This window comes from Puniceibacterium sediminis, assembly GCF_900188035.1.
In the GTDB taxonomy this organism is placed as follows: Bacteria; Pseudomonadota; Alphaproteobacteria; order Rhodobacterales; family Rhodobacteraceae; genus Puniceibacterium; species Puniceibacterium sediminis.
In genome coordinates, this window is record NZ_FZNN01000001.1 from 41,518 (window position 1) to 66,419 (window position 24,902).

The 24,902-nt window shown below is 62.2% G+C and carries 25 protein-coding genes; 17 read left to right on the plus strand and 8 right to left on the minus strand.

Annotated elements, in window-relative coordinates; genetic code table 11:
- Positions 1 to 103: 103 nt before the first annotated feature.
- The 3 genes from pyk (at position 104) to rplT (ending at position 2,370) form a co-directional block, all read left to right on the plus strand.
- A complete protein-coding gene (gene pyk / locus CHB75_RS00215) occupies positions 104 to 1,549 on the plus strand; it encodes a pyruvate kinase (RefSeq protein WP_089268508.1) in 1,446 nt (481 codons plus the stop codon).
- 223 nt (positions 1,550 to 1,772) lie between these two features.
- Positions 1,773 to 1,973 carry a 50S ribosomal protein L35 gene (gene rpmI, locus CHB75_RS00220; protein WP_089268509.1) on the plus strand — a complete coding sequence of 67 codons (201 nt, stop codon included), beginning with the start codon at positions 1,773 to 1,775 and terminating at the stop codon, positions 1,971 to 1,973.
- Positions 1,974 to 2,004: 31 nt separating this feature from the next.
- Positions 2,005 to 2,370: a 50S ribosomal protein L20 gene (gene rplT, locus CHB75_RS00225; protein ID WP_089268510.1), complete on the plus strand. Its 366-nt coding sequence runs from the start codon at positions 2,005 to 2,007 to the stop codon at positions 2,368 to 2,370.
- 189 nt (positions 2,371 to 2,559) lie between these two features.
- Here rplT and CHB75_RS00230 read toward each other — a convergent pair whose 3' ends face one another.
- Positions 2,560 to 3,432, minus strand: a complete 873-nt coding sequence (locus CHB75_RS00230) for an aldose 1-epimerase family protein (protein WP_089268511.1) — start codon at positions 3,430 to 3,432, stop codon at positions 2,560 to 2,562.
- A gap of 278 nt (positions 3,433 to 3,710) precedes the next feature.
- Between CHB75_RS00230 and pheS the strand changes: the two genes are divergently transcribed.
- The 6 genes from pheS (at position 3,711) to mscL (ending at position 9,483) form a co-directional block, all read left to right on the plus strand.
- Positions 3,711 to 4,784, plus strand: a complete 1,074-nt coding sequence (gene pheS, locus CHB75_RS00235) for a phenylalanine--tRNA ligase subunit alpha (RefSeq protein WP_089268512.1) — start codon at positions 3,711 to 3,713, stop codon at positions 4,782 to 4,784.
- Positions 4,781 to 5,134 (plus strand): DUF2513 domain-containing protein, encoded by a 354-nt coding sequence (locus CHB75_RS00240; RefSeq protein WP_089268513.1) that lies wholly within the window; start codon positions 4,781 to 4,783, stop codon positions 5,132 to 5,134. The genes pheS and CHB75_RS00240 overlap by 4 nt, the downstream gene beginning before the upstream one ends.
- Before the next feature lie 229 nt (positions 5,135 to 5,363).
- Positions 5,364 to 5,642, plus strand: coding sequence for a YrhK family protein (locus tag CHB75_RS00245; RefSeq protein ID WP_089268957.1), 279 nt, complete (start codon positions 5,364 to 5,366; stop codon positions 5,640 to 5,642).
- Between the two features lie 207 nt (positions 5,643 to 5,849).
- Positions 5,850 to 8,246, plus strand: coding sequence for a phenylalanine--tRNA ligase subunit beta (gene pheT / locus CHB75_RS00250; RefSeq protein WP_089268514.1), 2,397 nt, complete (start codon positions 5,850 to 5,852; stop codon positions 8,244 to 8,246).
- A gap of 150 nt (positions 8,247 to 8,396) precedes the next feature.
- On the plus strand, positions 8,397 to 8,846 hold the full coding sequence (locus CHB75_RS00255) for a YtoQ family protein (protein WP_089268515.1): 450 nt from the start codon (positions 8,397 to 8,399) through the stop codon (positions 8,844 to 8,846).
- Between the two features lie 214 nt (positions 8,847 to 9,060).
- On the plus strand, positions 9,061 to 9,483 hold the full coding sequence (gene mscL / locus CHB75_RS00260; protein WP_089268516.1) for a large conductance mechanosensitive channel protein MscL: 423 nt from the start codon (positions 9,061 to 9,063) through the stop codon (positions 9,481 to 9,483).
- A 56-nt stretch (positions 9,484 to 9,539) separates the two neighbouring features.
- On the opposite strand, the gene ald is transcribed toward mscL, so the two are convergent.
- The gene (ald, locus tag CHB75_RS00265; protein WP_089268517.1) at positions 9,540 to 10,658 is read right to left on the minus strand and encodes an alanine dehydrogenase; all 1,119 of its coding nucleotides are present in this window, start codon (positions 10,656 to 10,658) and stop codon (positions 9,540 to 9,542) included.
- A gap of 136 nt (positions 10,659 to 10,794) precedes the next feature.
- Here ald and CHB75_RS00270 point away from each other — a divergent pair, with 136 nt between their 5' ends.
- Positions 10,795 to 11,253: an Lrp/AsnC family transcriptional regulator gene (locus CHB75_RS00270; RefSeq protein ID WP_089268518.1), complete on the plus strand. Its 459-nt coding sequence runs from the start codon at positions 10,795 to 10,797 to the stop codon at positions 11,251 to 11,253.
- A gap of 196 nt (positions 11,254 to 11,449) precedes the next feature.
- On the opposite strand, the gene rpsU is transcribed toward CHB75_RS00270, so the two are convergent.
- Complete coding sequence (gene rpsU, locus CHB75_RS00275; protein WP_089268519.1) at positions 11,450 to 11,656, minus strand: 30S ribosomal protein S21; 207 nt, start codon at positions 11,654 to 11,656, stop codon at positions 11,450 to 11,452.
- Between the two features lie 174 nt (positions 11,657 to 11,830).
- On the opposite strand from rpsU, the gene CHB75_RS00280 reads away from it, so the two are divergent.
- Both CHB75_RS00280 and CHB75_RS00285 read left to right on the plus strand, forming a co-directional pair.
- Complete coding sequence (locus CHB75_RS00280) at positions 11,831 to 12,523, plus strand: COQ9 family protein (protein ID WP_089268520.1); 693 nt, start codon at positions 11,831 to 11,833, stop codon at positions 12,521 to 12,523.
- Positions 12,524 to 12,549: 26 nt separating this feature from the next.
- Entirely contained in the window at positions 12,550 to 13,533 is a 984-nt protein-coding gene (locus CHB75_RS00285) for an NAD(P)H-quinone oxidoreductase (RefSeq protein ID WP_089268521.1), read from the plus strand.
- A gap of 70 nt (positions 13,534 to 13,603) precedes the next feature.
- On the opposite strand, the gene CHB75_RS00290 is transcribed toward CHB75_RS00285, so the two are convergent.
- The gene (locus CHB75_RS00290) at positions 13,604 to 14,458 is read right to left on the minus strand and encodes a DUF2189 domain-containing protein (RefSeq protein WP_089268522.1); all 855 of its coding nucleotides are present in this window, start codon (positions 14,456 to 14,458) and stop codon (positions 13,604 to 13,606) included.
- A 188-nt stretch (positions 14,459 to 14,646) separates the two neighbouring features.
- On the opposite strand from CHB75_RS00290, the gene CHB75_RS00295 reads away from it, so the two are divergent.
- Together CHB75_RS00295 and CHB75_RS00300 are read left to right on the plus strand one after the other, a co-directional pair.
- Positions 14,647 to 15,630, plus strand: a complete 984-nt coding sequence (locus CHB75_RS00295; RefSeq protein WP_089268523.1) for a quinone oxidoreductase family protein — start codon at positions 14,647 to 14,649, stop codon at positions 15,628 to 15,630.
- An 83-nt stretch (positions 15,631 to 15,713) separates the two neighbouring features.
- Positions 15,714 to 16,742, plus strand: a complete 1,029-nt coding sequence (locus CHB75_RS00300; RefSeq protein ID WP_089268524.1) for an Atu2307/SP_0267 family LLM class monooxygenase — start codon at positions 15,714 to 15,716, stop codon at positions 16,740 to 16,742.
- A 57-nt stretch (positions 16,743 to 16,799) separates the two neighbouring features.
- Here CHB75_RS00300 and CHB75_RS00305 read toward each other — a convergent pair whose 3' ends face one another.
- On the minus strand, positions 16,800 to 17,429 hold the full coding sequence (locus CHB75_RS00305; RefSeq protein WP_089268525.1) for a ribonuclease T2 family protein: 630 nt from the start codon (positions 17,427 to 17,429) through the stop codon (positions 16,800 to 16,802).
- Positions 17,430 to 17,602: 173 nt separating this feature from the next.
- Between CHB75_RS00305 and CHB75_RS00310 the strand changes: the two genes are divergently transcribed.
- Both CHB75_RS00310 and CHB75_RS00315 read left to right on the plus strand, forming a co-directional pair.
- Positions 17,603 to 18,373: a DUF1013 domain-containing protein gene (locus CHB75_RS00310; RefSeq protein WP_089268526.1), complete on the plus strand. Its 771-nt coding sequence runs from the start codon at positions 17,603 to 17,605 to the stop codon at positions 18,371 to 18,373.
- Between the two features lie 231 nt (positions 18,374 to 18,604).
- The gene (locus CHB75_RS00315) at positions 18,605 to 19,891 is read left to right on the plus strand and encodes an Nramp family divalent metal transporter (protein ID WP_089268527.1); all 1,287 of its coding nucleotides are present in this window, start codon (positions 18,605 to 18,607) and stop codon (positions 19,889 to 19,891) included.
- Between the two features lie 50 nt (positions 19,892 to 19,941).
- On the opposite strand, the gene recR is transcribed toward CHB75_RS00315, so the two are convergent.
- The 3 genes from recR to CHB75_RS00330 form a co-directional block, all read right to left on the minus strand.
- Complete coding sequence (gene recR / locus CHB75_RS00320) at positions 19,942 to 20,538, minus strand: recombination mediator RecR (protein WP_089268528.1); 597 nt, start codon at positions 20,536 to 20,538, stop codon at positions 19,942 to 19,944.
- Between the two features lie 83 nt (positions 20,539 to 20,621).
- Positions 20,622 to 20,966, minus strand: a complete 345-nt coding sequence (locus CHB75_RS00325) for a YbaB/EbfC family nucleoid-associated protein (RefSeq protein WP_089268529.1) — start codon at positions 20,964 to 20,966, stop codon at positions 20,622 to 20,624.
- Positions 20,967 to 21,117: 151 nt separating this feature from the next.
- Positions 21,118 to 22,872, minus strand: a complete 1,755-nt coding sequence (locus CHB75_RS00330) for a DNA polymerase III subunit gamma/tau (RefSeq protein WP_089268530.1) — start codon at positions 22,870 to 22,872, stop codon at positions 21,118 to 21,120.
- Positions 22,873 to 23,170: 298 nt separating this feature from the next.
- On the opposite strand from CHB75_RS00330, the gene CHB75_RS00335 reads away from it, so the two are divergent.
- Entirely contained in the window at positions 23,171 to 24,721 is a 1,551-nt protein-coding gene (locus CHB75_RS00335) for an ankyrin repeat domain-containing protein (RefSeq protein ID WP_089268531.1), read from the plus strand.
- The last annotated feature ends 181 nt before the right edge of the window (positions 24,722 to 24,902 follow it).

The window sequence follows — 24,902 nt, forward strand, 5'->3', positions numbered from 1 at the left end:
CGCGCTTTAGGGAAATACGCAATAAGGGCACTAATATGTTAGCGGTAACTAAGGCTCGGGAGACCCCGGTCAGGCCGCTGAAATTCCGAACAGGACAGTGAATATGAGACGTTTGCGCAATGTGAAAATCGTGGCCACGCTCGGGCCGGCTTCGTCCGATTACGAGATGATCCGCAAGCTGCACGAGGCCGGGGCTGATGTGTTCCGCCTCAACATGAGCCACGGCAGCCATGACGAGATTCGCGAACGCCACGCGATCATCCGCCAGATCGAGGTGGATCTGAACAGCCCCATCGGCATCCTGGCTGACCTTCAGGGGCCGAAACTGCGCGTCGGTGTCTTTGCCGGTGACGAAGAAGAGCTGGTTGCAGGTGCCGAATTCCGTCTGGATCTCGATAGTGCCGAAGGCGACGCGAACCGCGTGAACCTTCCCCATCCCGAAATTTTTGCAGCACTCGAACCCGGCGCGCACCTGTTGGTGAACGACGGCAAGATCCGCCTCAAGGTCAAGGATTGCGGCAAGGATTACGCAAATTGCATCGTGATCACCGGCGGGACGATTTCCAACCGCAAGGGCGTGAACGTTCCCGACGTGGTGCTGCCGCTGGCCGCCCTGTCGGAAAAGGACCGCAAGGATCTGGAATTCGTCTGCCAGCTGGGTGTCGACTGGCTCGCCCTCAGCTTTGTGCAGCGTCCCGAGGATGTGCTTGAGGCGCGCGAGCTGTGCAAAGGCCGCGCCGCGATCCTGTCCAAGATCGAAAAACCGGCCGGTGTGAAAGCCTTTAACGAGATCCTCGAAGTGTCCGACGGCATCATGGTCGCACGCGGCGATCTGGGCGTCGAACTGCCGGTGCAGAACGTCCCGCCGATCCAGAAACGCCTGATCCGCAAGTGCCGCGCCGCCGCCAAGCCGGTGATCGTCGCCACTCAGATGCTCGAATCGATGATCGAATCGCCGATGCCGACCCGGGCCGAAGTTTCGGACGTCGCAACCGCCATCTATGAAGGTGCCGATGCCATCATGCTCTCGGCTGAATCCGCGGCCGGCTCCTATCCGGTCGAGGCAGTGACCACCATGCACAACGTCGCGATGGAGGTCGAAAGCGACCCGACCTACCGCGAGGTGATCGAAGCATCGCGCACCGCCAAGCGCACCTCGATCGCCGATGGTATCGTGGCCGCCGCGCGCGAGATTGCCGAGACGACGGATATCAAGGCGATCTGCTGTTTCACTCAAAAGGGCACGACCGCCCTTCTGGTGGCGCGCGAACGCCCCCGCGTTCCGATCCTGGCGCTGACCTCATCGCTGTCCACGGCGCGGCGTCTGGCGCTGCTCTGGGGGACGAATACCGTTCAGGTCGGCGTGCTCGAACGCTTCAAAGAGGCGGTGGTCAGTGCGGCCCGCGCCGCGCGCGAAGGCGGCTATGCCACGACAACCGATCAGATCGTGGTCACGGCCGGTGTGCCCTTCAATACCTCGGGGACGACCAACATCCTGCGCGTCGCGCCCTGCGACGAACGGCTGATCTACGCCACCGATCCGGGTTGATCCGGCTCTGGTGATCGGGCGGCTGATCTGACCGGGGTTCCTCCCGCAAGGCTCAGCGCCCGATCCACAGTACCCGTCCGGCCCGGTCGGGCACTCGCCCATACGATACCCCCTTGCAACACCGATCCAGCCCGCCTATACGGCCCGCTCAATCACCGTGTGTCCGGCCCACGTGGCATGCCGAGTCGCACGTCCTACCGACCCAAAAGTTAAGGAGACGGAAATGCCCAAGATGAAGACCAAGTCGAGCGCCAAAAAGCGCTTCAAGGTGACTGCCACCGGCAAGGTGATGGCAGGCCAGGCCGGCAAACGGCACGGCATGATCAAACGCTCCACCAAGTTCATCCGCGACGCGCGCGGGACGACAGCCCTGTCGGCCCCCGACGCCAAGATCGTCAAGGGCTATATGCCCTACGACCGCTGATAGACCTGTAGATAGTTAAGGAGCCGCAATCATGGCAAGAGTCAAAGGTGGGACAGTTACCCACGCCCGTCACAAGAAAATCACCGACCAAGCCAAAGGTTACTATGGCCGTCGCAAGAACACCTTCAAGGTAGCCGCACAGGCCGTCGACAAGGCAAACCAGTACGCCACACGTGACCGCAAGAACCGCAAGCGCAACTTCCGCGCGCTGTGGATCCAGCGGATCAACGCTGCTGTGCGCATGTACGACGATACGCTGACATATTCGCGTTTCATCAACGGCATGGCGCTGGCAGGGATCGAAGTCGACCGCAAGGTTCTGGCCGATCTCGCCGTGCACGAGCCCGAGGCGTTCAACGCCATCGCCGCTCAGGCAAAGGCCGCACTGCCCGCCTGACCCTTTCAAGGTCACGAATTTGAAATCGCCGCGAGTAACCCTCGCGGCGTTTTTGCATGTCCGGACCAGTGCGCCCCTAATGAATCCGAACCGCGCCGCCAGGACCAAGAATTTTCGAACGAAAATTCTCACTCCAAAAATCTTGGTCTAAGATTTTTGCCGCCCCGACCGTTTGTACGGCGCCTGCAGCTACAGCCGCACCTCGACAGACCATGAAAACCGCGCCACCCCGCCGGGGGCGAGTGTCTGGCTATAGGGCCGTTCGGAAATCTGATGTGACGCGCCGACCCTTGCGGCCATGCCGTGCCAGGGCTCGATGCACAGAAACGGCGCGCCGGGCTTGCTCCACAGCGCAAGGTTGGGCAGGTTCTCGAACCGGAACGCCAGCTGCGCTCCGCCCGCCATACCATAGCGCAACCCCGTGCCAGCCCCCTCGGGGAACACCATCGCATCCTCGGCAAACTGTTCCGGCCGCAGCTCAAGCCGCCCACCGTGGAAAGGGGATGGCAACAGGCTCTCACTCAGCAGGCCACCTTCCAGCCGGGCCATCTCAGGTTCCCCGCCGTTATCCAGAACCACCTCATGCGGCTGGCCATCGCAGCCGGGCAGGGGCCAGCGGAACGCCGGGTGAAAGCCAAACCCAAAGGGCATCTCGACGTCGCTGCAATTCTCGACCTCGGCACTTACAGTAAGTTCAAGACCCTCCAGCCGGTGCGTGATCCGCAGCGCAAAGGAAAAAGGATAGACCGCCCGCGTGGCTTCAGTGTCGCGCAGGACATGACGGCACATCCCGGGGCCGTTTTCCTCCAGCGTAAAAACCGACCGGCGGGCAAACCCGTGCTGCGCCATCTCGGCCTGGAACCCGCCCACCGCGATCCGGTTGTCTGGCGCACGCCCGACGATGGGGAACAGCACCGGCGCGCGCCCACCCCACCACTTTGCATCGCCATGCCACAACAGCTCCCGCCCATCGGCGGTGCGCAGGCTTTGCGCCTCGGCACCCAGATCGGTGATGGTCATACTAAGATCGGAACTCTGAATCCGGGTGAGGTTGTCAGTCATGGGGCAATCCTGATCGGGTCTTTTACGGGACCCTGCCGCATCCGCCGGGGCAGGGCCAGTATCACCGCTCGCGAACGGACATGACAGGCTGGGAAAAGGCGGCGTTGCACAAATCCCGGGATCAGCCCCCGGCTCAACCGTTACATCCTGCCGCAAAAGGCCGCGCCGGGCGCGCATCAACACAGGCCCTCGGCCAAAGGCGTGCCACACATCGCCCCGAAAGCTTGCATTCCCGGGATGCTGTGCTAGCAGAGCGCCAAGGACTTCCGGAGGCCCCCATGACAGATCTGCGTGACAAATACATCCAGGCCATCGCGGCTGCAGGCGACGAATCCGCGCTCGAGACGCTGCGCGTCCAGGCGCTTGGCAAAAAGGGCGAGATCAGCCTGCAAATGCGCGAACTTGGCCGCATGACGCCCGAGGAACGCCAGACCGCAGGCCCCGCGCTCAATGCGCTGAAGGACGAGATCAACTCGGCCCTCGCCGCACGCAAGGAATCGATGGCCGATGCCGCGCTGGATGAACGTCTGCGCACCGAATGGCTGGACGTGACGCTGCCTGCACGCGGCCAGCGCACAGGGACGATCCACCCGATCAGCCAGGTCACCGAAGAGGTCACCGCGATCTTCGCCGACATGGGTTTTGCCGTGGCCGAAGGCCCGCAGGTCGACACCGACTGGTACAATTTCGATGCGCTGAACATCCCCGGCCACCACCCCGCGCGGGCCGAGATGGACACCTTCTACATGCACCGCGCGACAGACGACGACCGCCCGCCGCATGTGCTGCGCACCCACACCAGCCCGGTGCAGATCCGCCATATGGAAAAGGTCAACGCGCCCTGCCGCATCATCGCCCCGGGCCGCGTCTATCGTGCCGATTACGACCAGACCCACACGCCGATGTTCAATCAGGTCGAAGGCCTTGCCATCGACAAGGATATCTCGATGGCCAACCTCAAATGGGTGCTCGAGGAATTCTTTGCCGCGTTTTTCGAAGTCGACGGCATCAAGACCCGTTTTCGCGCCTCGCATTTCCCCTTCACCGAACCCTCGGCCGAGGTTGATATCCAGTGTTCCTGGGTCGACGGTCAGCTCAAGATCGGCGAAGGCGACGGCTGGCTCGAAGTGCTGGGTTCCGGCATGGTTCACCCGCATGTGCTGCGGTCCGCCGGGGTCGACCCCGACCTGTGGCAGGGTTTTGCATTCGGCATGGGCATCGACCGGATCGCGATGCTGAAATACGGCATCCCCGACCTGCGCGCCTTCTTTGATTCCGACCTGCGCTGGCTGCGCCACTACGGCTTTGCCTCGCTGGACGTGCCGACACTGCATGGCGGGTTGAGCAGGTGAAACGCGACGATGATCTGATCCGCGATCTTCTCTTCAAATACGAAGGAGACGCGGATTGGATAGCTTTAATGCCCGGGGGAACTTCAAGCTCAACAGGCCAAGAGGAAAAGGAACATTACCACGTTCTTTTGATGTCGGATCAGGGGCTTGTGACGAGCGTAGGCCCCGATAGTTTTCGTGTGACTGCGTCTGGGCATGATTATATCAACGCCATTCGCTCCGACACCATTTGGCGAAAAGCCAAAGAGGGCGCAAAAGAAATTGGCGGGGCGACCTTCGGTATTTTGAAGGATTTGGCAGTTGCCTATCTAAAACAAGAAGCTGCCATAAAACTCGGCCTGGAACTTTAAGATATCAGTCCCCGCCCGGAATAAAGCCGACGGCGCCGGGCAGCGCCAGCCCGTCCCCTGGGCTGGCGCTTGGGTACTGTCGGCGCATTGCCATGATCGAAAACTGACCTTGCAGCCATAAAGCGCCTCGCTCACCAGTTGTGAACGCTATCCAACGGGCAGGCGCTGCCCGGCTCCGCATCCGCAGATGGCGCCAATCGGGTTTCAAACTCAGACAGAGGAACTGCTGATGAACCTCTTTGACCACAGCAACCGTGATCGCAACGACGGCACGCGGCGCATCTATGCGCTATATGAAATCGCCCATACCTCGGTCGATTTCTCGGCCGCCGCCTGCTTTCTGATCGGCTCCGTGCTCTTTCTCTGGCCCGCTTACGAAACCGCCGCCATCTGGCTATTCATCATCGGCTCGGTCTTTTTCATGGCCAAGCCGACATTGCGCCTGCTGCGCGAACTGCATCTCTACCGCATGGGAAAGCTCGACACCCTTGCCAAGCGGACAGACTGAGCGCGCGCCGCGTTAACGCTCGCTCTGCCAGACGTCGGAGCCATACGGTTTCCATACGCACTCCATACGGCTTCCATATCGGCCAAAACCCTTGTTAACCGGGGCCATCCCCCCGATTCGGGGCAGTGGTTAACGCGCACCGCCTCTTTCCCCCCGGACTCCGATCCGCTATGGGGGGTGCAACACGCAATTAACGGGTTGAGACCGATGAAATTCACCTTTTCCTGGCTCAAGGATCACCTCGACACTACCGCCTCTCTGGATGAGATCCTGGAGGCGCTGACCGACCTCGGCCTCGAGGTTGAAGGTGTTGAAAACCCACTGGAAAAGCTGTCGGGATTTACCATCGGTAAGGTGCTTGAGGCCGAGAAACACCCCGATGCGGACAAGCTCAAGGTCTGCAAGGTCGCCATTGACGACGGTGAGACCCAGATCATCTGTGGCGCGCCCAATGCGCGGGCCGGGATCACTGTGGTCGTGGCAAAGCCGGGCACCTATGTCCCTGGAATCGATACCACAATCGGCGTGGGCAAGATTCGCGGCATCGACAGCTTCGGCATGATGTGTTCCGAACGCGAGATGGAACTGTCCGAAGAACACGACGGCATCATCGAGCTGCCCTCGGGTGAGGTAGGTCAGAGCTTTGCCGACTGGCTGGCACAGAATGATCCGTCCAAGGTCGATCCCGTCATCGACATCGCCATCACCCCCAACCGCCCCGATGCGCTGGGTGTGCGCGGCGTCGCCCGTGACCTTGCCGCCCGTGGCCTTGGCGCGCTGAAACCGCACGACGTGGCCCCGGTTGACGGCACCTTCCCGTGCCCCATTGGTGTCAGCATCGATGACGATACGCTGGACGCCGCCCCGGTGTTTTATGGCCGCGTTATCAAGGGTGTAAAGAACGGACCCAGCCCGCAGTGGCTGCAGGAAAAGCTGCGCGCCATCGGATTGCGCCCGATCTCTTTCCTGGTCGATGTGACCAACTTCTTCACCTACGACCGCAACCGCCCGCTGCACGTCTTTGACGCTGACAAGCTGGCCGGATCCCTGCGCATCCATCGCGCCAAGGGCGGCGAAACCATGATGGGTCTCGACGACAAGAGCTATACCTTTCAGCCGGATATGACGCTGATTTCAGACGATAACGGCGTGCAGAGCATTGCCGGCGTCATGGGTGGCCTGCCCACCGGTGTGACGATGGAAACCACCAATGTCTTTGTCGAATCCGCCTATTTCGACACCGTCCGCACCGCCTATACGGGCCGCGCGCTTAAGATCAACTCCGACGCCCGTTACCGTTTCGAACGTGGCATCGACCCGGCTTGGACACCGGTTGGCTTGGAACACGCGACCCGCATGATCCTTGATATCGCGGGCGGTGAGGCGTCCAAAATAGTTGTCGCGGGCGAGATCCCCGACACTTCCCGAGCCTACAAGCTTGACCCGGCGCGCGTGGTCTCTCTGGTCGGTATGGACATCTCGGAATCCGAGCAACGCCAGACACTTACCCGGCTTGGCTTTGTTCTTGAAGGCAATATGGCCAAGGTGCCCAGCTGGCGCCCCGATGTCATGGGCGAGGCGGATCTGGTCGAGGAAGTCGCGCGTATCGCCTCCCTCACCAAACTGCAGGGCAAGCCGATGCCGCGCATTCAGGCCGGCGTGCCCAAACCGATCCTGTCGCCGCTGCAAAAGCGCGAACAGACCGGACGGCGCACCGCCGCATCGCTGGGCTACAACGAATGTGTGACCTACAGCTTTATCGACAAGGCCGCCGCGACCCTGTTCGGCGGTGGCGATGATGCGACGATGCTGGCCAACCCGATCAGCGCCGACCTCAGCCACCTGCGGCCCGACCTGCTGCCGGGCCTGCTACAGGCCGCAGCGCGCAATCAGGCACGCGGCTTCCCGGATCAGGCGCTGTTCGAAATCGGCGCGGTATTTTCCGGCGGTGAGCCGGGTGAACAGTCCTTGCAGATCTCGGGCCTGCTGGTCGGGCGCACCGGGCCCAAGGATGTGCACGGCACGTCGCGCGGTGTGGATGTCTTTGACGCCAAGGCCGACGCCGAGGCGATCCTCGCCGCGATGGGCGCCCCCGCAAAGGTCCAGATCCTGCGCGGCGGCGATGGTTGGTGGCATCCGGGCCGTCACGGCCGTATCTGCCTTGGACCCAAGAAAACCCTTGGAATCTTTGGCGAAGTTCACCCCAAGGTGCTGAAGGCGCTGGATGTGAAAGGCCCTGCCGTGGCCTTCACCATTTGGCCCGCCGAAATCCCCTTGCCGCGCAAGACCGGATCGACCCGGCCCGCGCTGGTGCTGAACGATCTGCAAGCCGTCGAACGCGATTTTGCCTTTGTCGTCGATGCCGAAGTCGAGGCGCTGAACCTCGTCAATGCCGCCGCTGGCGCGGACAAGGCGCTGATCGCCGATGTGCGCGTCTTTGACGAATTCATCGGCGGCTCGCTGGGCGAGGGCAAGAAATCCATCGCCCTGACCGTGCGCCTGCAACCGGTCGATGCGACGCTGAAGGAAAAGGACATCGAAGCGATTTCCGCGAAGATCGTCGAAAAGGTCCAGAAGGCAACCGGCGGCATCCTGCGCGGCTAGTCGCAAGGCGGGCAGACCGGCCAGGGTTTACCCGGTGCCTTTGGCCTGTTTTTGGGCGAATTCGCCCGATCCGCGGACAGCCACAGGCTTGCGTCCGAAGCATTAAACCTTAGGTAACGGTATCAACCGATATTTCAAAGCGAGGCACCCATGGGACTGACCGTTTACCTGTCCGGCGAAATCCACACCGACTGGCGTGATCAGATCATCGACGGCGCTCAGGGCCTTGATGTGACGTTCACGGGCCCCGTCACCGATCACGCTGCCTCGGATGACTGCGGCGTGGCGATACTGGGCGTCGAGCCGAACAAATACTGGCACGACCACAAGGGTGCCATGGTCAACGCCATCCGCACCCGCAAGGGGATCGCCGATGCCGATGTGGTCGTTGTCCGCTTTGGCGAACAATACAAGCAGTGGAACGCCGCTTTTGATGCGGGCTATGCCGCCGCGCTTGGTAAATCCCTGATCATCCTGCAGCAGCGCGACCATGATCATGCGCTGAAAGAGGTTGACGCGGCCGCCCTCGCCGTGGCCCGCGAACCCGGCGAAGTGGCAGATATCCTGCGCTATGTCCTGACCGGGACATTGCCGGCCTGATCCACGCGGGTTTTCTGGAGCGCCTGCACCGGAAGATCGAAAATCACGACAGATCCTATGCGCGGTGGGACCTTCCCGCCGCAGAACGCGCTGAACGTAACGGAACTTAATCGACAATTAAGCATAAAATTGGTGCAAAATAGAAAGATCGGTGTCTATAGACCCGCAGAGTCGGGCAGAAAGCCCGCCGTAGTCAAATAGTAGGGACAGATTTATGCTTCAGGAATTCAAAGATTTTATCGCCAAGGGCAATGTCATGGATATGGCCGTCGGCATCATCATTGGCGCGGCTTTCACCGCGATCGTGGCGTCGCTGGTCGGTGACATCATCAACCCGATCATCGCGCTGTTCACTGGCGGCATCGATTTTTCCGGCTGGTTCTACACGCTCGACGGCAGCACCCACGCGTCGCTGGCCGCAGCAACAGAAGCCGGCGCGCCGGTCTTTGCCATCGGCAAATTCATCATGGCCGTGATCAACTTTCTGATCATCGCCTTTGTGGTCTTCATGCTGGTCAAGATGGTCAACCGCGTAAAAGCTGCTGCTGAAAAGCCCGACGATGTGGCACCCGAGGTGCACACTGGTCCGTCACAGCTCGACGTGCTGCTGGAAATCCGCGATTCACTGCGCAAGTAAGTCGTTCTGAATAAAGCAAAAGGCCGGGGTACATCCCCGGCCTTTTCGATTCTGCCTCAGGCCTTCAGCACCAGCTGTGGTGACATAACATCCATCCCCAGCGCGCGCCCGACCGCATAGTAGGTCAGCTTCCCGGCATGAACGTTCAGCCCGTTCAGCAGGTGCGGATCGTCAGCGCAGGCCTGTCGCCAGCCCTTGTCTGCAAGCGCCAGCATGAAGGGCATCGTCGCGTTTCCAAGCGCGATTGTGGATGTCCGCGCCACGGCCCCCGGCATGTTCGCCACGCAGTAATGCATGATCCCGTCCACGTCATAGATCGGATCCTGATGGGTGGTGGCGCGCGAGGTTTCGAAACAGCCGCCCTGATCGATCGCGACGTCGACGATGGCCGCTCCGGGCTTCATTGTCGAAAGCTGCTCCCGGCTCACCAGCTTGGGCGCGGCGGCCCCGGGGATCAGCACGGCGCCGATCACCATATCCGCTTGGGCAACCAGCTCGGCCGTAGTGGCGGCACTGGCATAAACCGTATTGAAAACATTGCCGAAAACATCATCCAGATAGCGCATCCGCCCCAGTGACCGGTCCAGGACCGAGACGCTCGCGCCCATGCCCGCCGCGACCCGCGCCGCATGTGTGCCCACAACGCCGCCGCCGATGACCACGACCCGCGCAGGGGAAACGCCGGGCACGCCGCCCATCAGAACGCCGCGCCCGCCATTGGCCTTTTGCAGGGTCCAGGCCCCGACCTGCGGCGCGAGCTTGCCTGCCACCTCGGACATCGGCGCCAGCAGCGGCAGCCCGCCACGGTCGTCGGTGACGGTCTCATAGGCGATGCAGGTCGCGCCGGATGCCAGCAGTTCTCTGGTCTGCACAGGGTCCGGTGCCAGATGCAGATAGGTGAACAGCAACTGCCCCTCGCGCAGCATCTTGCGTTCGCCAGCCTGTGGCTCCTTGACCTTGACGATCATCTCCGCCTCGGCAAAGATCTCCTCGGCCGTGTCGACCATCCGGGCACCTGCGGCGATGTAATCCGCATCCTCGAACCCGGCACCACGCCCGGCACCGGTCTGGATGAGCACCTCATGACCATGGCGCACCGCCTCATGCGCGGCGTTCGGGGTGATCCCGACGCGGAATTCCTGTGGCTTGATCTCAGTCGGACATCCGATCTTCATTACTCTCTCCCTTGTGTCAATGATGCCACCTTCTGCTTATCGGCTTGCAATTTCCGCACAGATTTGATGCGGTGATAGCGAAAACAGTCGAAGGATCTTCGTCTATGTGCGCCTCTTGAGAAAGGACCCGCCCGGTTTGAGCCTTGATGAGACAGACCGCCGTATCCTGCGCGTCCTGCAGCGCAGGGGGCGCATGTCCAACGCGGATCTGGCCGAGTCCGTGCATCTTTCGGCATCGGCCTGTCACAGGCGGGTGCAGCGGCTCGAAGAGGACGGCTATATCCGCGACTACGTGGCGCTTCTCGATGAACGCAGGCTTGGGTTGCCGACGACGGTCTATGTGGAAATCAAGCTCAGCGCACAGGCCAACGAGGTTCTTGAGGCGTTTGAGAAGGCCGTAGCGCGGATCCCGGACGTGCTCGAATGTCACCTGATGGCAGGGGCGGCTGATTACATCCTGAAGATCGTCGCCGAGGATACCGAGGATTTTGCCCGTATCCACCGCCAGTACCTGACCCGGCTGCCCGGGGTGGCGCAGATGCAATCCAGCTTTTCCCTGCGCACTGTGTGCCGCACCACTGCACTGCCGGTCTGACGGGGCGCAACCCCAAATTTTTTCAGAAAAAAATTTGCCAAAAACCTTTTAAAGGTTTTTGCGAGCCGCCCAAAACGACAAACCCCCGAAGCCAAGGCCCGGGGGTCGTCAAATCGCTTATTTTAGTGTGGAAAACAGCCCAGTTCTGGCCGTGCAATTCATCCGAAAACCGGTAACCGCCTTTCGGATTGCACGATCAGATCATGCCTTCGCGTTCTGCCTTTTTGCGTGCCAACTTGCGGGCACGGCGGATCGCTTCGGCACTCTCCCGCGCTTTTTTCTCAGACGGTTTCTCGAAATGTTGCTTGAGCTTCATTTCACGGAACACGCCTTCGCGCTGGAGCTTTTTCTTCAGAACCCGGAGGGCCTGATCGACATTGTTGTCGCGAACACTAACCTGCATGTGGTTTTCACCACCTTTCTAGTTTGAGTTGCAATGATTTGCAGGAAGGCGCCCAATAGCAAGGCTTTGCTATTTTGTCCACAGCGCAACACCGCCCCCCTGCGGGCATCTGTCTCTGGTCAAATCCGGCGAAACGCTTAGGTTCTGTACAGATATCTGACGGAAGCGAATATCATGACACCACAGTATGACCCGACCGAAACCAGCCTGCTGCAGGCCGCGCTGACGCATGTGCCGTTCGACGGCTGGTCCGAGGCGACGTTCAACGTCGCCGTCGCCGACTCCGGCGTCGATCCGGTGGTCGCCCGGGCGCTGTTTCCCCGTGGCGCGCTTGATCTGGCTATGACCTTTCACCGGCGCGGCGACGATGAGATGGTGCGTCGGCTGGACGCGACCGACATGAGCGACATGAAATTCCGCGACAGGGTCACGCTGGCTGTGCGGCTACGCCTTGAAGCGGCTGAGGATCGCGAGACAGTACGTCGCGGCACCACGCTGTTTTCCCTGCCGATACATGCGGCGGACGGCGCAAAACTGATCTGGGGCACGGCGGACAGGATATGGACGGCGCTCGGGGATACCTCGGACGACGTAAACTGGTACACCAAGCGCGCAACGCTCAGCGCGGTCTATTCCTCGACCGTGCTGTATTGGTTGGGCGACGTGTCTGTTGATCATCAGGCGACCTGGGCGTTCCTCGACCGGCGGATCGGTGACGTGATGCAGATCGAGAAGGTCAAGGCACAGCTGCGCGGCAATGCGCTGATAGGCAGGGTTTTCGCCGGACCAGCCTGGGTGTTAAGCAAGGTAAAGGCGCCCGTAGCGGCGCGTGATGATCTGCCCGGCCAGCAGACGAAATCGTCTTGACAAACGCAGACACAAGGACCCGACCCATGACCCAGACCATGCGCGCCGTCGAGATCACCAAACCCGGTGGCCCTGATGTTCTAAAGATTGCAGAGCGGCCGGTTCCGCAGCCCGGACCGGGGCAGGTGCTTTTGAAGGTGGCCTATGCCGGCGTCAATCGCCCTGATGCCCTTCAGCGGGCGGGTTCCTACGCCCCGCCGCCGGGGGCCAGTGACCTGCCGGGGCTGGAGGCGTCGGGTGAGGTCGTGGCACTGGGCGAGGGCGTCACGGGACTGGGCCTCGGGGATCAGGTCTGTGCCCTGCTGCCCGGGGGGGGCTATGCCGAATATGTGGTGACCCCGGCGGCCCATTGCCTGCCGGTGCCGGACGGTTTGGACCTGAAACAGGCGGCCTGCCTGCCTGAGACTTATTTCACCGTCTGGACCAACGTCTTTCTGCGCGGCAACCTGCAGGCAGGCGAGCGGTTCCTCGTGCACGGCGGGTCGTCGGGCATCGGTACAACGGCGATCCAACTGGCGCATCACTTCGGTGCGCGGGTTTTTGCCACTGCCGGATCCGCCGACAAGTGCAAGGTCTGCGTGGATCTGGGGGCCGAAAAGGCGATCAACTACCGCGAAGAGGACTTTGTCGAGGTGCTGCGCGCCGAGGGTGGTGCCAACCTCATCCTCGACATGGTGGGTGGCGATTACCTGCCGCGCAACGTCAAGGCGCTGGCAGATGACGGGCGACTGGTCCAGATCGCCTTTCTGCAGGGGCCCAAGGTCGAACTGAACTTTGCCCAGGTGATGATGCGCCGCCTGACAATCACCGGCAGCACCCTGCGCCCGCAAAGCGATTTGGCAAAGGCGCGGATCGCTGATGATCTGCGCGCCAGGGTCTGGCCTCTGCTTGCGGCCGGGCGGATCGCGCCGGTGATGGATTCCGAATACCCGCTGGCCGAGGCTGCCGCCGCCCATGCCCGGATGGAAACCTCAGGTCATATCGGCAAGATCGTCCTGAAGGTGGCCTGACGCCAACACAACTGCAGCCGACCGTCACGCTGGTCGGCTGCAGTCTTCTGATGCAATGCGGATTGTGGATTCAGCCCACCGCCCGCCGGTACAGATGCCAGGTCGCATGTCCCAGCACTGGCAGTACCACGATCAGCCCCAACAGCAGCGGAACAGCCCCCAGCGCCAGACCCAATGCGACGACCGCACCCCATGTCAGAACCACTCGCGGATTGCGGCGCAGCACCTCGACCGAGGTGGCGATGGCCACAGGGACCCCCACATGCCGGTCGATCAGCAGTGGAAACGACACAACCGAAATCGCCAGCGCCACGACGGCAAAGATGAAACCGACGCCGCAGCCCAGCACGATCATCGCCCAGCCGCCCGGGGTGGTCAGCACCTGTCCGGCAAAGGCCGAAAGGGTCGCGGGGGTGCTCTCGCCCAGGGTGAGTTTGTGAATTTCGGCAGCGGTCAGCATCCAGAGCACAAACAGCGCCGTCAGGTAAAAGGCCATCACCAGAACGGCCCCGAAGCTGGGTGATTCCACCACCCCGAGCGCATCAAACCAGCGTGGTTCCGCACCCTGTTCCCGGCGGCGGCTTATTTCGTATACGCCCACCGCCGCGACGGGCCCCAGCAGGGCAAAGCCCGCCAGCAGAGGGAACAGCAACGGCAGCATCGCCATCTGCAAGCCTATCCCGACCAGCACGAGGCCAATGACCGGGTAGACCAGAACGATGAACATCACGTCGCTGCGCGAGGCGGTAAAGTCTTCCCATCCCTCGGCCAGAGCCGCGCGGATGTCGCTTATGTCCAGGGGCCGTACACGCGGCGCGGCGCTGCCGTCATTCGCAAGCTCGCGGGCCGAAGCGGCAATATGACTGCCGGACCGGCCCAGAGCCTGCGCGGTCCATGAAAGGGGATTTCCAATTGTCTGGGTCACGCTCAAACACCTTTCGCAACGCGGCGACAGTGATTTACGGGTCCGACCCCCGCCGCATTGATGGTCAGACCGATCTGCAGCAACTATGGGAAATCATAACACGGATTCGCGCAAACACTGATCACTCTTTGCAGAGCAGACCTGTCCGTGGCAGGCATGGATCGGCAGCGCCAAATGGAGAAGACAACATGACCACCACAGCCAGAACCGCGATCATCCGGGAACACGGCGGCCCCGAAGTGTTCGTTATCGAAGACCGCGAAGTAGGCATCCCCGGCAAGGGCGAGATCCGTATCCGCCACGCGGCCTGCGGGCTGAATTTCATCGACGTCTACCAGCGCACCGGGCTTTATCCTATGCAGCTGCCCCACGCGCTGGGAATGGAAGCCGCCGGCACGATCGAAGCGGTGGGCGAGGGGGTCACCCACCTCAAGGTCGGTGACCGCGCCGCCTATGCCTCTGCCCCTCCGGGCGCATATACCGAGGCGCGGGTAATGCCCGCCGCGCAGGTCTGCCCGCTGCCTGACGAAATCTCCTTCGACGAAGGTGCCGCCATGATGCTCAAGGGCCTCACAGTGCAGTATCTGTTCCACCGCACCACGCCGATCAAGCGCGGCGATACCGTGCTGTTTCATGCGGCGGCGGGAGGGGTTGGCCTGATCGCCTGCCAATGGGCGCGCTCAGAAGGGATCACCCTGATCGGCACGGCGGGGACGGACGAAAAATGCCAGCTGGCCCTCGATCATGGGGCAAGTCACTGCATCAACTACCGCACCGCCGACTGGGCGGCAGAGGTGAAAAAGTTGACTGGCGGCGTAGGCGTCGATGTTGTGATGGACGCCGTCGGCGCGGACACGTTCGACGGGTCGCTCGACAGCCTGAAACCGCTGGGCATGATGATCTCATTTGGCAATGCGTCCGGCCCGGTGCCGCCGTTCAACCTTGGTATCCTCGGACCCAAGGGCTCGCTCAAGATTACCCGCCCGACACTTTTCACCCATATCAGCGACCATGCCGTCTGTCAGGAAATGGCGAAAATGCTGTTCGGCAAGGTTATCTCGGGTGATGTGAAAATCCGCATCGACCAGCGATTTGCTTTGTCGGATGTGGCGGACGCGCACCGCGCGCTTGAGGCTCGCAAGACCACCGGCAGCACGATCCTCACGCTCTGAACATGCACAGGATCTGTGCGCCCGGGGAGGTTCGGTAAAGGCCTCCCCGGGGCTAGATACTGCTGAACAAAAGGAGGCTCCTCATGGAAGTCGGACTCTATACATTTGGCGATATCGGCACCGATCCGGTCACTGGCAAACACATCGACGCGCCTGAGCGCCTCAATAACCTGATCGAGGAGATCGAGCTGGCCGATCAGGTCGGCCTTGATGTCTTTGGCCTTGGGGAACATCACCGTCCGAACTACGCCATCTCGGCCCCGGCGGTCGTGCTGGCCGCCGCCGCCCGCACGACGCGCAACATCCGCCTCAGTTCGGCGGTTTCGGTGCTCAGTTCAGACGATCCGGTTCGGATCTACCAGCAATTCGCCACGCTGGACGGGCTTAGCAATGGGCGCGCCGAACTGATGGTCGGGCGCGGCAGTTTTATCGAAAGCTTTCCGCTGTTCGGCTATGATCTGGACGATTACAATGCGCTGTTCGACGAAAAGCTGGCGCTGCTCATGGCCCTGAACGAGGGTGAGGTCGTGACCTGGCCGGGCAGTGGTTTCACGCAGGCCATCGACGGGCTGGGCATTTATCCGCGCCCTGTGCATGGCAAGCTGCCGATCTGGATCGCTGCCGGGGGTACGCCGCAAAGCATGGTGCGCGCGGGTACGCTGGGGCAGCCGCTGGCGCTGGCCATCATCGGTGGTGAACCCCGCCGTTTTGCGCCACTGGCCGATTTATACCGTCGCGCGGCGGCGCAATCAGGCCACGCGGACGTGGCGCGGGTGTCGCTGAACGTGCACGGCTTCGTGGCCGAGGACGGTAAGCAGGCGGCGGACATCTTTTTCCCGGCGCAGAAACAGGTGATGGATCAGATCGGACGCGAACGCGGCTGGGCGCCGCAGACCCGTGCGCAGTTCGATGCAGGCATGGGCCCCGAAGGCGCGATGTTTGTCGGCTCTCCTGCTCAGATCACCGACAAGATCCTGAGCCTGCGCGAAGATCTTGGCTTTGACCGGGTGAGCATCCAGATGGCGATCGGCGTGATCGAACACAGCACGATGATGAAGGCGATCGAGGTACTGGGAACAAAGGTTGCGCCAGAGTTGCGCAAGGCGGGGTGAGGGGGACGAGCAATCCGCTGGCCCTGTGATCTTATCGTTGCGCAACACGCTGTTCTCTCAGCGCACCGGGTCGAACAGGGCGTCCTTCATCCGACAATCCCGCACCACATCCTGACCGCAGGGCACCGGGTCCAGAGATTTCGACAGGCAGACCCGCGCCTCCTGGATTCGGGCGTCCTTGCAGGTGATGGTGATCATGTCCGGCTCCAGTACGGGATTGTCCCTGATGAAAGCCTGTTCGATCAGCGACGCGGGCAGGGTCACGGGTTTGTCCAGCTTGCGCAGCACCTCGGGGCGGGTGATCCGACCGTAAGCCTCGCGCGCCAGGGCAAAATAGTCCGGCGCCGACAGCCCCGAGCACACCCCATGCTTTTTCCACTGATGCCAAGCACTGCCCCCCGTGCCCATTACATCGGCCATTGCGGCGGTCATTGCGCGGCTCGGTGGCGGGGTGGCGCTGTGGCAGAACGACGGATAGCCGCGCGTGTTCTGGGGCCAGAGCCCGTGCAACACCCAGCCGAAATCGCGTTCAGGATCGCACTGGGGCGAACGTCGCGCATCCCCGGTCACGGCGCACCAACTGGGCGACCAGCTGAGCGAAAGCACGTAATAGTCGAACTCGCCGGGGCGTTCACCCTCGGCCCGGGCAAAGGTGGCGGTAAGACAGAGCAGAATCAGCCAGCGCATTTTCTCTTTCCACTTGGGGTCTGGGCGACTATAAGGCGCGCAAGTTCCCCGACAACGGTAACCTGTTCCGGCCCAAACCGGAACCGCCTGGACCCCCGGGCGATAGCGAAGCTATGCGTCGGGACAGGCATATGCCGCGATAGATGCGCGGAAAGATATGAAGGAGACGTGGAATGAGTAAACCGATCATGGCACGCGCCACGGCCGTCTGGCTGGTGGATAACACGACCCTGACCTTCAAGCAGATTGCGGATTTCACCGGCATGCACGAGCTTGAAGTGCAGGGCATCGCAGACGGCGACGTGGCCACCGGCGTCAAGGGGTTCGACCCCATCGCCAACAACCAGCTTGAGCAGGCGGAAATCGACAAGGGTGAAAAAGACCCGATCTACAAGCTCAAGCTCAAGTTCAACGCCGCCGCTGTCGGCGAGGAAAAGCGCCGTGGCCCGCGCTATACTCCGCTGTCCAAGCGTCAGGACCGTCCGGCGTCGATCCTCTGGCTGGTAAAGTTCCACCCGGAACTGACAGACGGGCAGGTTGGCAAGCTGGTCGGCACCACCAAGCCGACCATTCAGGCAATCCGCGAGCGGACCCACTGGAACATTGGCAACATCCAGCCCATCGATCCCGTCGCTCTTGGGTTGTGCAAGCAGTCCGAACTGGATGCGGCGGTACAGAAGGCGTCCAAGAAGGCGGATGTTCTGTCCGACGATGAGCGTCGCAAGCTGGTGAGCACCGAACAGAGCCTTGGCATGGGCGAAGAACCGCGCCTGCCGACCGCGATCGAAGGTCTCGAAACCTTCAGCCTGTCGGACCCGCGTGAGGACGATGGCGAAGACAAACGCTCGGACAAGGACTTCGCCGACGCGGACAGCTTCTTCAATCTGCCGGATGCGGAAGACAATGATGACGAGGATGACGACAGCGACGACCCGCGCCGCTGAACTCCTCGTCTGACCGACAACCTTGAGACCCGCAGGCCCCTGCGGGTCTTTTGTTTTTTTGAGCCGCCATTGTCGCAGCCGAGCTATGCTCTCATAACCGAACGGCTCAGTCGCGCGTTCATTTGCCAGCGTGTTCGGGCGACCATGGCAAGCCATGATCGATTGACAGTATCGGCGCCGCAGCCATATTGCGGTGTGGATGCAGGCGGATAGAACACATCGGATTCCCGGATGAACACTGGCTCGACCGGGCGCACACAATCAGCCATTGCCGAGGTTCTGGCCGGCACCCGGCGCGGGCCACGCGCGGCGCTTGTGTTTGCCGGTCCGGCCATCGTCGCATCGGTCGCCTATATGGATCCCGGCAACTACGCGACGAACATTCAGGCGGGTGCGGGCTATGGTTATTCCCTGCTTTGGGTGGTGCTGGCCGCCAACCTGATCGCGATGCTGTTTCAGGCATTGTCGGCGCGGGTCGGGATCGTGACAGGGCGCAATCTGGCCGAGCTGTGCAAGGATCATTTCCCACGCCCCGTCGTGCTTGCCATGTGGTTCGTCAGCGAAATCGCTGCAATGGCCACCGATCTGGCCGAGTTCCTGGGCGGCGCAATCGGTCTTGCCCTGCTGTTCGACATGCCGCTGATGTCGGGCATGGTGGTAACTGCCATCGTCACCTATGGCATCCTGCTGTTCGAAGCTCAGGGTTTCCGGCCACTGGAACTAATCATCGGTGCAATGGTCGGGGTAATCGGGTTATGCTTCCTGATCGAGGTGTTCATCGCGCCCATCGCCTGGGGGGATGCGGCGCGCGGTGCCATCATGCCAAGCCTGCCGGATGCCACGGCGCTGACCATCGCCGTGGGGATCATCGGGGCCACGGTCATGCCGCATGCGATCTATCTGCACTCGGGCCTCACTCAGGCCCGCGCGGTTGTCAAAAATGATGCCGACAGGCGCAAGGTGGTTCGGTTCTCAAATATCGAGGTGGTGCTGGCGCTGGCTGCGGCCGGCCTTGTGAATATGGCCATGGTCATGATGGCGGCGAGCGCCTTCCACGTGGGCTACAGCGAAGTGGCCGAGATCGAAACCGCTTATCACACGCTCACACCGCTGTTCGGTGCGGCGGCGGCGGGGGTGTTTCTGGTATCGCTGATCGCCTCGGGCATCTCAAGCTCGGTCGTGGGCACGATGGCGGGGCAGCTGATCATGCAGGGCTTCATCAACATGCGCCTGCCAATCTGGTTCCGCCGTCTTGTAACAATGACCCCGGCCTTTGTGGTCGTCGCCCTGGGGGTGAATGCGACCGAGGCGCTGGTCATGTCGCAAGTGGTGCTGAGCATCGCGCTGCCGGTGCCGATGGTGGCGCTGATCGTGTTTTCCGGGCGCGTGGATATCATGGGGGATTTCCGCACCGGGGCCTTGGTGCGGGGGCTGGCAATCCTTGGTGCGGTGATTGTCCTGACGCTGAATTTCGTACTTCTGGCGCAGACCTTTGGCCTGCCGATCCCGGGCTTGTAAGGGCTGTCGGACATCTGCGGTATGGGAGCAGCACCGGCACCGGTCAGTGCTTATTCGATCCGCTTGCGCGCGTTCAATGCGGCGGTAATAGTGCCGTCGTCAAGATAGTCCAACTCTCCGCCGATCGGCACCCCTTGGGCAAGCGAGCTGAGCGTCACGCGCCCCTCAAGCTGATCGGTAATATAGTGTGCAGTCGTCTGGCCATCCACGGTGACGTTCAGCGCGAGTATGACTTCGGTGATCTCTTCGGCATCCACGCGGTGGATTAGGCGCGGGATGCGCAGTTCCTCGGGGCCGACTGAATCCAGCGCCGAGAGCGTGCCACCCAGGACGTGATAACGCCCCTTGAAAGTCGCCGATCGTTCCATCGCCCATAGGTCGGCCACATCTTCGACGACACAAAGCAGCCCATTCGCGCGTTTCTCGTCTGCGCAAATGGTACAGATGTCGCCGGTGCCGATATTGCCGCAGTTCAGACATTCGCGCGCTGTGGCGGCAACCGTCTGCATGAGATCTGCCAGAGGCGTCAGCAGCAGGGCGCGCTTGCGGATGAGGTGCAGCACGGCGCGGCGCGCAGACCGGGGCCCGAGGCCCGGCAAGCGGGCCATCAGGTCGATCAGTGCGTCGATGTCGGTGCGTTCGCTCATGCCGGTAGGGTGCCTAAGTCAGACCCGGGCTACCGGGACGTGCGGGGCAAACCGCAGCTGTCCGCGCGGCGCCCGTTTCAGCATCAAAACGGAAGCTTCATGTCTGCCGGAAGGCCCATGGCTTCGGTCAGTTTGGACATTTCCTGCTGGGCGCGGTCAGATGCCTTGCCCTGCGCGTCCTTGACTGCGGCCATGATCAGATCCTCGACCACTTCTTTTTCGTCCTTGTTGAAAATCGAAGGATCGATATCCAGCCCCTTGAGTTCGCCCTTGGCCGAGCAGGTCGCCTTGACCAAGCCCGCGCCGGACTCTCCTACAACCATGATGTTGTGCATCTCTTCCTGCAGGGCGGTCATCTTGGTTTGCATTTCCTGCGCGGTCTTCATCATCTTGGCCATATCGCCAAGCCCGCCTAGTCCCTTGAGCATGTCTGTCTCCTGTCCGTTGAGTTGTTCCAGAGATACGCGCGGGGGGGGCGCGTCACAAGGGGAGCATTGTTCCTGAACTGGCAACTTTGTGGCACTTCGCAGAATTGTCCTGCGTTTTTGTGGGGGCCACGCGACTGTTGCGCTGGTGAATTCAGCCGTCCTCGAACGGGTCCCATTCATCCTCGACCTCGGGAAGGGCCTCGGCCTGAGCCAGATTGGCAATGGCCTCGGCGCTGCGGATGTCGCGGATGCTGGCCTTGGGAAAGGCGGCGAGCGCGGCCACGACCAGCGGGTGTTCCGACGCGGTGGCGCGCAGGGCGATGTCGGCCGCGTCACGCTTTTCCGCGATGGTTGGCGTTTCGCAATCATTGACCAGGGTCACGGCCCAGCGGTTGCCGCTCCACCTTTGCAGCGCCGCGCCGAGTTTCTGGGCAAGGTCAGAGGGCGCGTTGTCGGCCGGAGTGAATTCGATCCGGCCCGGCTGATAGGCAGCAAGGCGCACACCGGTTTCCACATCGACCAACAGTTTCACATCCCGGTTGATGCGGATCAGTTCGACAACATGCTCAAAACTGGGGAAACGGGCCAGCGCGGCGTCGACTTCAGTCGCCAGCGCCTGAACGGGCTGGCCGCCGGAACCGCCGCCTGCGCGTTGATGTGATACCGCAGAGGTCGCACCACTCATCGTGCCGCCGCCCGATGCCCCGCCGATTGCACCAGAGCCACCCGGCCCGGGCGCAGGCGGTGCGCTGTTCTGGAGTTTGCGCACAAGATCCTCAGGCGAGGGCAGTTCCGAGACATGGGTCAGCCGGATCACCGCCATTTCGGCCGCCATCATCGCATTCGGTGCCGAAGCGACTTCGTCCAGCGCCTTGAGCAACATCTGCCACATCCGCGTCAGCGGGCGCATTCCCAGACGCTGGGCCATGGACTGGCCGCGCGTGCGTTCATCCGGGCTGATTGTCGGATCCTCGGCAGCTTCGGGCGTGATCTTGACGACTGAAATCCAATGCGTGACCTCGGCCAGATCGCGCAGCACGGCCATTGGATCGGCACCTTCGGAATACTGCGCGCTGAGTTCGGACAATGCCCCCCCCGCGTCGCCCTGCATGATCAGGTCGAACAGGTCCATCACCCGACCACGGTCGGCAAGGCCCAGCATGGCGCGGACCTGTTCTGCCGTCGTCTCGCCTGCGCCATGACTTATCGCCTGATCAAGAAGCGAGGTCGCGTCGCGGGCTGATCCTTCGGCGGCGCGGGTGATCAGGGCAAGCGCGTCGTCACTGATCTGCGCCTCTTCGGAACCGGCGATCTTTTGCAGCAGGGCGATCATCACCTCGGGTTCGATGCGGCGCAGATCGAACCGTTGGCAGCGCGACAGGACCGTCACCGGAACCTTGCGGATTTCAGTGGTAGCAAAGATGAATTTCACATGCGCGGGCGGTTCTTCAAGCGTCTTCAGCAGCGCGTTAAAGGCCCCGGTGCTCAGCATGTGCACTTCGTCGATGATGTAGACCTTGTAGCGGGCCGAAGCCGCGCGGTAGTGCACGGAATCGATGATCTCGCGGATGTTGGCGACGCCGGTGTTGGACGCGGCGTCCATCTCGATCACATCGACATGCCGCCCCTCCATGATCGCGGTGCAGTGTTCGCACTGCCCGCAGGGGTCGGTCGTGGGGCCGCCGGTGCCGTCCGGGCCGATGCAGTTCATGCCCTTGGCAATGATCCGCGCGGTGGTGGTTTTGCCGGTGCCACGGATGCCGGTCATGATAAAGGCCTGCGCGATGCGGTCGGCGGCAAAGGCATTCCTGAGCGTACGCACCATCGCGTCCTGCCCGACGAGATCGACAAAGGTTTCGGGGCGGTACTTGCGGGCAAGGACCTGATACTTGGGCGCGTCGGACATGCATGGCCTCTTTCGGGGTTCGCTGCCAAACTACGGGTTGCGGTGCGGCGCGTCCACCGCAGATGCGCGACCGGCCAGGTCTCATCCGTCGCTGCACAAACCTTTGCCACCGGGATGCGCGCACGGGCTTGCGTGTCTGGTTGGGTCGGCGGTATGATTACGGCAGGTCCCGGGGCAGGGGGCCACCTGATCCGCGGAAAGCGTGCTGCACCTGCCTTGCGACGTGAAAGACCACATTTGGTTTTTTTCTGTGCCCGGACAGTAGCGGATCCTCGGGCAGCGACAGGAGGAACCTGACATGGCCCTATCCCCGGCCTTTCCGACCGATATTACCCTCGATTCCCTGCGCCGCGACGCCAAGGCGCTGAAAAAAGCCCATGCAGCGCGCGCACCCGGCGCGCTGGAGCGGTTAAAGGCGCATGTGCCACGTGCAGATCTGGGCGCGCTGAAACATGCCGACTTCTTGCACGTCATCGCCCGGGAACATGATTTCGAAAGCTGGCCCCGGCTGAAGCTGGCCGCCGAGACGATTGGCATGGACCGCGCGGCGCGGCAGCAGCGGCTGAAGGTCGCGCTGTTTCACGGTCATGGCTGGGCCGCCGAACAGCTGCTGGACGAAACGCCGGATCTTGCCGATGGGCTGTTCGGGCTGCAATGCGCCCTGTACGACCGTGCTGCCGTCGTGTCGGCGCTGGCACGTGACCCCGGGCTGGCGGTGCAGACATTCGGCCCGCGGCGGCCGATCCTGCACCTCGCTTTTTCCAAGTGGATCAAGCAGCGCCCTGATCTTGAGGCGGACATGCTTGCGGTCGCCGAGGCGCTGAAGACTGCCGGGGCGGATGTGAACGACGGGTATGCCGCGGAGGCAGCGCCGGATCGTGCCCTTTCGGCGCTTTACGGGGCCTTGGGTCATTCGGACAACATGGTGCTGGCGCGCTGGTTTCTGGACCACCGCGCTGACCCGAACGACGGCGAATCGCTGTATCATGCGACCGAACTTGGCCATCACGACGGGCTGCGGATGCTGCTGGCGCACGGCGCCGACCCGAAAGGCACCAATGCGCTGCTGCGGGCGATGGATTTCGACGATGTCGCGGCAGTTCGGATGCTGCTGGAGCATGGCGCGCAGCCGGATGATTTTGACGACACCGATGCGGTCGACGTGCAGCCCTGGACCATCCCGGCCCTGCATCACGCAGCGCGGCGCGGTTCCGGGGTCGAAATGGTGGCACTGCTGCTGGAACATGGCGCGGATCCGGCGCGGCCCTATCAGGGCGTCAGCGCCTATTCCTATGCGCGGGTTCATGGCAACCGGATCGTGGCGGACGCGATCGAAGAGCGCGGTGCCGCGATCCCCCTGACCCGGGAGGAAAAGCTATTGGCGCAGGCGGCGGATGGTGATCTGCGCCCCGGCATCTTCATCGATCCCGATAAGTTGCCCGAGGCGTACCGGACCATTCTACGGCAAATCCTGCATTTGCCGGGCCGTCTGGATCACATCCGCCGTCTCGTCGGGCTGGGCGTGGAATACGACGGCACGGATTCCGAAGGGCTGACCCCGGTGCAAGTCGCGGGATGGAGTGGTTTGCCCGAAGTGCTGGAATATTTCCTGAGCCTGCGGCCCGATCTGAGTCACGTCAACGGTTATGGGGGCACGCTGTTGAGCACGATCATTCACGGTTCGGAAAACAACCTCCAGCAAGACGGTCGGGATTATCTGGCCTGTTTGGAACTGGCACTGCGGCAGGGTGTGGCCCTGCCTCGGAAGATGATCGGGCAGGCGGGGCGCGAGGATGTCGCGGCCTTTCTTGAGGCATGGGCTGAGGCGCATCCCGGTCAGGTCGTCTAATCGCCGAGGTGGGAGGGGGGCTGTCTGCCCCCCGTCTTGCCACTGACCGCCCCTCCCCGAGAATATTCATGGACATACGAAATCCGGGCTGGTCGTACGGTAGTGTCCAATGCCTCCGGAACTTTCAGGCGGCTGGCGGTTTGTTTCCAAGACCGCTGCGCAGGCCCGGTTCCTGTTTACC

Excerpts from the sequence above, each read along its gene's own strand:
- pyk (WP_089268508.1), top strand. The coding sequence starts at position 104 with ATGAGACGTTTGCGCAATGTGAAAATCGTGGCCACGCTCGGGCCGGCT.
- rpmI (WP_089268509.1), top strand. The coding sequence starts at position 1,773 with ATGCCCAAGATGAAGACCAAGTCGAGCGCCAAAAAGCGCTTCAAGGTG.
- rplT (WP_089268510.1), top strand. The coding sequence starts at position 2,005 with ATGGCAAGAGTCAAAGGTGGGACAGTTACCCACGCCCGTCACAAGAAA.
- CHB75_RS00230 (WP_089268511.1), bottom strand. The coding sequence starts at position 3,432 with ATGACTGACAACCTCACCCGGATTCAGAGTTCCGATCTTAGTATGACC.
- pheS (WP_089268512.1), top strand. The coding sequence starts at position 3,711 with ATGACAGATCTGCGTGACAAATACATCCAGGCCATCGCGGCTGCAGGC.
- CHB75_RS00245 (WP_089268957.1), top strand. The coding sequence starts at position 5,364 with ATGAACCTCTTTGACCACAGCAACCGTGATCGCAACGACGGCACGCGG.
- pheT (WP_089268514.1), top strand. The coding sequence starts at position 5,850 with ATGAAATTCACCTTTTCCTGGCTCAAGGATCACCTCGACACTACCGCC.
- CHB75_RS00255 (WP_089268515.1), top strand. The coding sequence starts at position 8,397 with ATGGGACTGACCGTTTACCTGTCCGGCGAAATCCACACCGACTGGCGT.
- mscL (WP_089268516.1), top strand. The coding sequence starts at position 9,061 with ATGCTTCAGGAATTCAAAGATTTTATCGCCAAGGGCAATGTCATGGAT.
- ald (WP_089268517.1), bottom strand. The coding sequence starts at position 10,658 with ATGAAGATCGGATGTCCGACTGAGATCAAGCCACAGGAATTCCGCGTC.
- rpsU (WP_089268519.1), bottom strand. The coding sequence starts at position 11,656 with ATGCAGGTTAGTGTTCGCGACAACAATGTCGATCAGGCCCTCCGGGTT.
- CHB75_RS00280 (WP_089268520.1), top strand. The coding sequence starts at position 11,831 with ATGACACCACAGTATGACCCGACCGAAACCAGCCTGCTGCAGGCCGCG.
- CHB75_RS00285 (WP_089268521.1), top strand. The coding sequence starts at position 12,550 with ATGACCCAGACCATGCGCGCCGTCGAGATCACCAAACCCGGTGGCCCT.
- CHB75_RS00295 (WP_089268523.1), top strand. The coding sequence starts at position 14,647 with ATGACCACCACAGCCAGAACCGCGATCATCCGGGAACACGGCGGCCCC.
- CHB75_RS00300 (WP_089268524.1), top strand. The coding sequence starts at position 15,714 with ATGGAAGTCGGACTCTATACATTTGGCGATATCGGCACCGATCCGGTC.
- CHB75_RS00305 (WP_089268525.1), bottom strand. The coding sequence starts at position 17,429 with ATGCGCTGGCTGATTCTGCTCTGTCTTACCGCCACCTTTGCCCGGGCC.
- CHB75_RS00310 (WP_089268526.1), top strand. The coding sequence starts at position 17,603 with ATGAGTAAACCGATCATGGCACGCGCCACGGCCGTCTGGCTGGTGGAT.
- CHB75_RS00315 (WP_089268527.1), top strand. The coding sequence starts at position 18,605 with ATGAACACTGGCTCGACCGGGCGCACACAATCAGCCATTGCCGAGGTT.
- recR (WP_089268528.1), bottom strand. The coding sequence starts at position 20,538 with ATGAGCGAACGCACCGACATCGACGCACTGATCGACCTGATGGCCCGC.
- CHB75_RS00325 (WP_089268529.1), bottom strand. The coding sequence starts at position 20,966 with ATGCTCAAGGGACTAGGCGGGCTTGGCGATATGGCCAAGATGATGAAG.
- CHB75_RS00330 (WP_089268530.1), bottom strand. The coding sequence starts at position 22,872 with ATGTCCGACGCGCCCAAGTATCAGGTCCTTGCCCGCAAGTACCGCCCC.
- CHB75_RS00335 (WP_089268531.1), top strand. The coding sequence starts at position 23,171 with ATGGCCCTATCCCCGGCCTTTCCGACCGATATTACCCTCGATTCCCTG.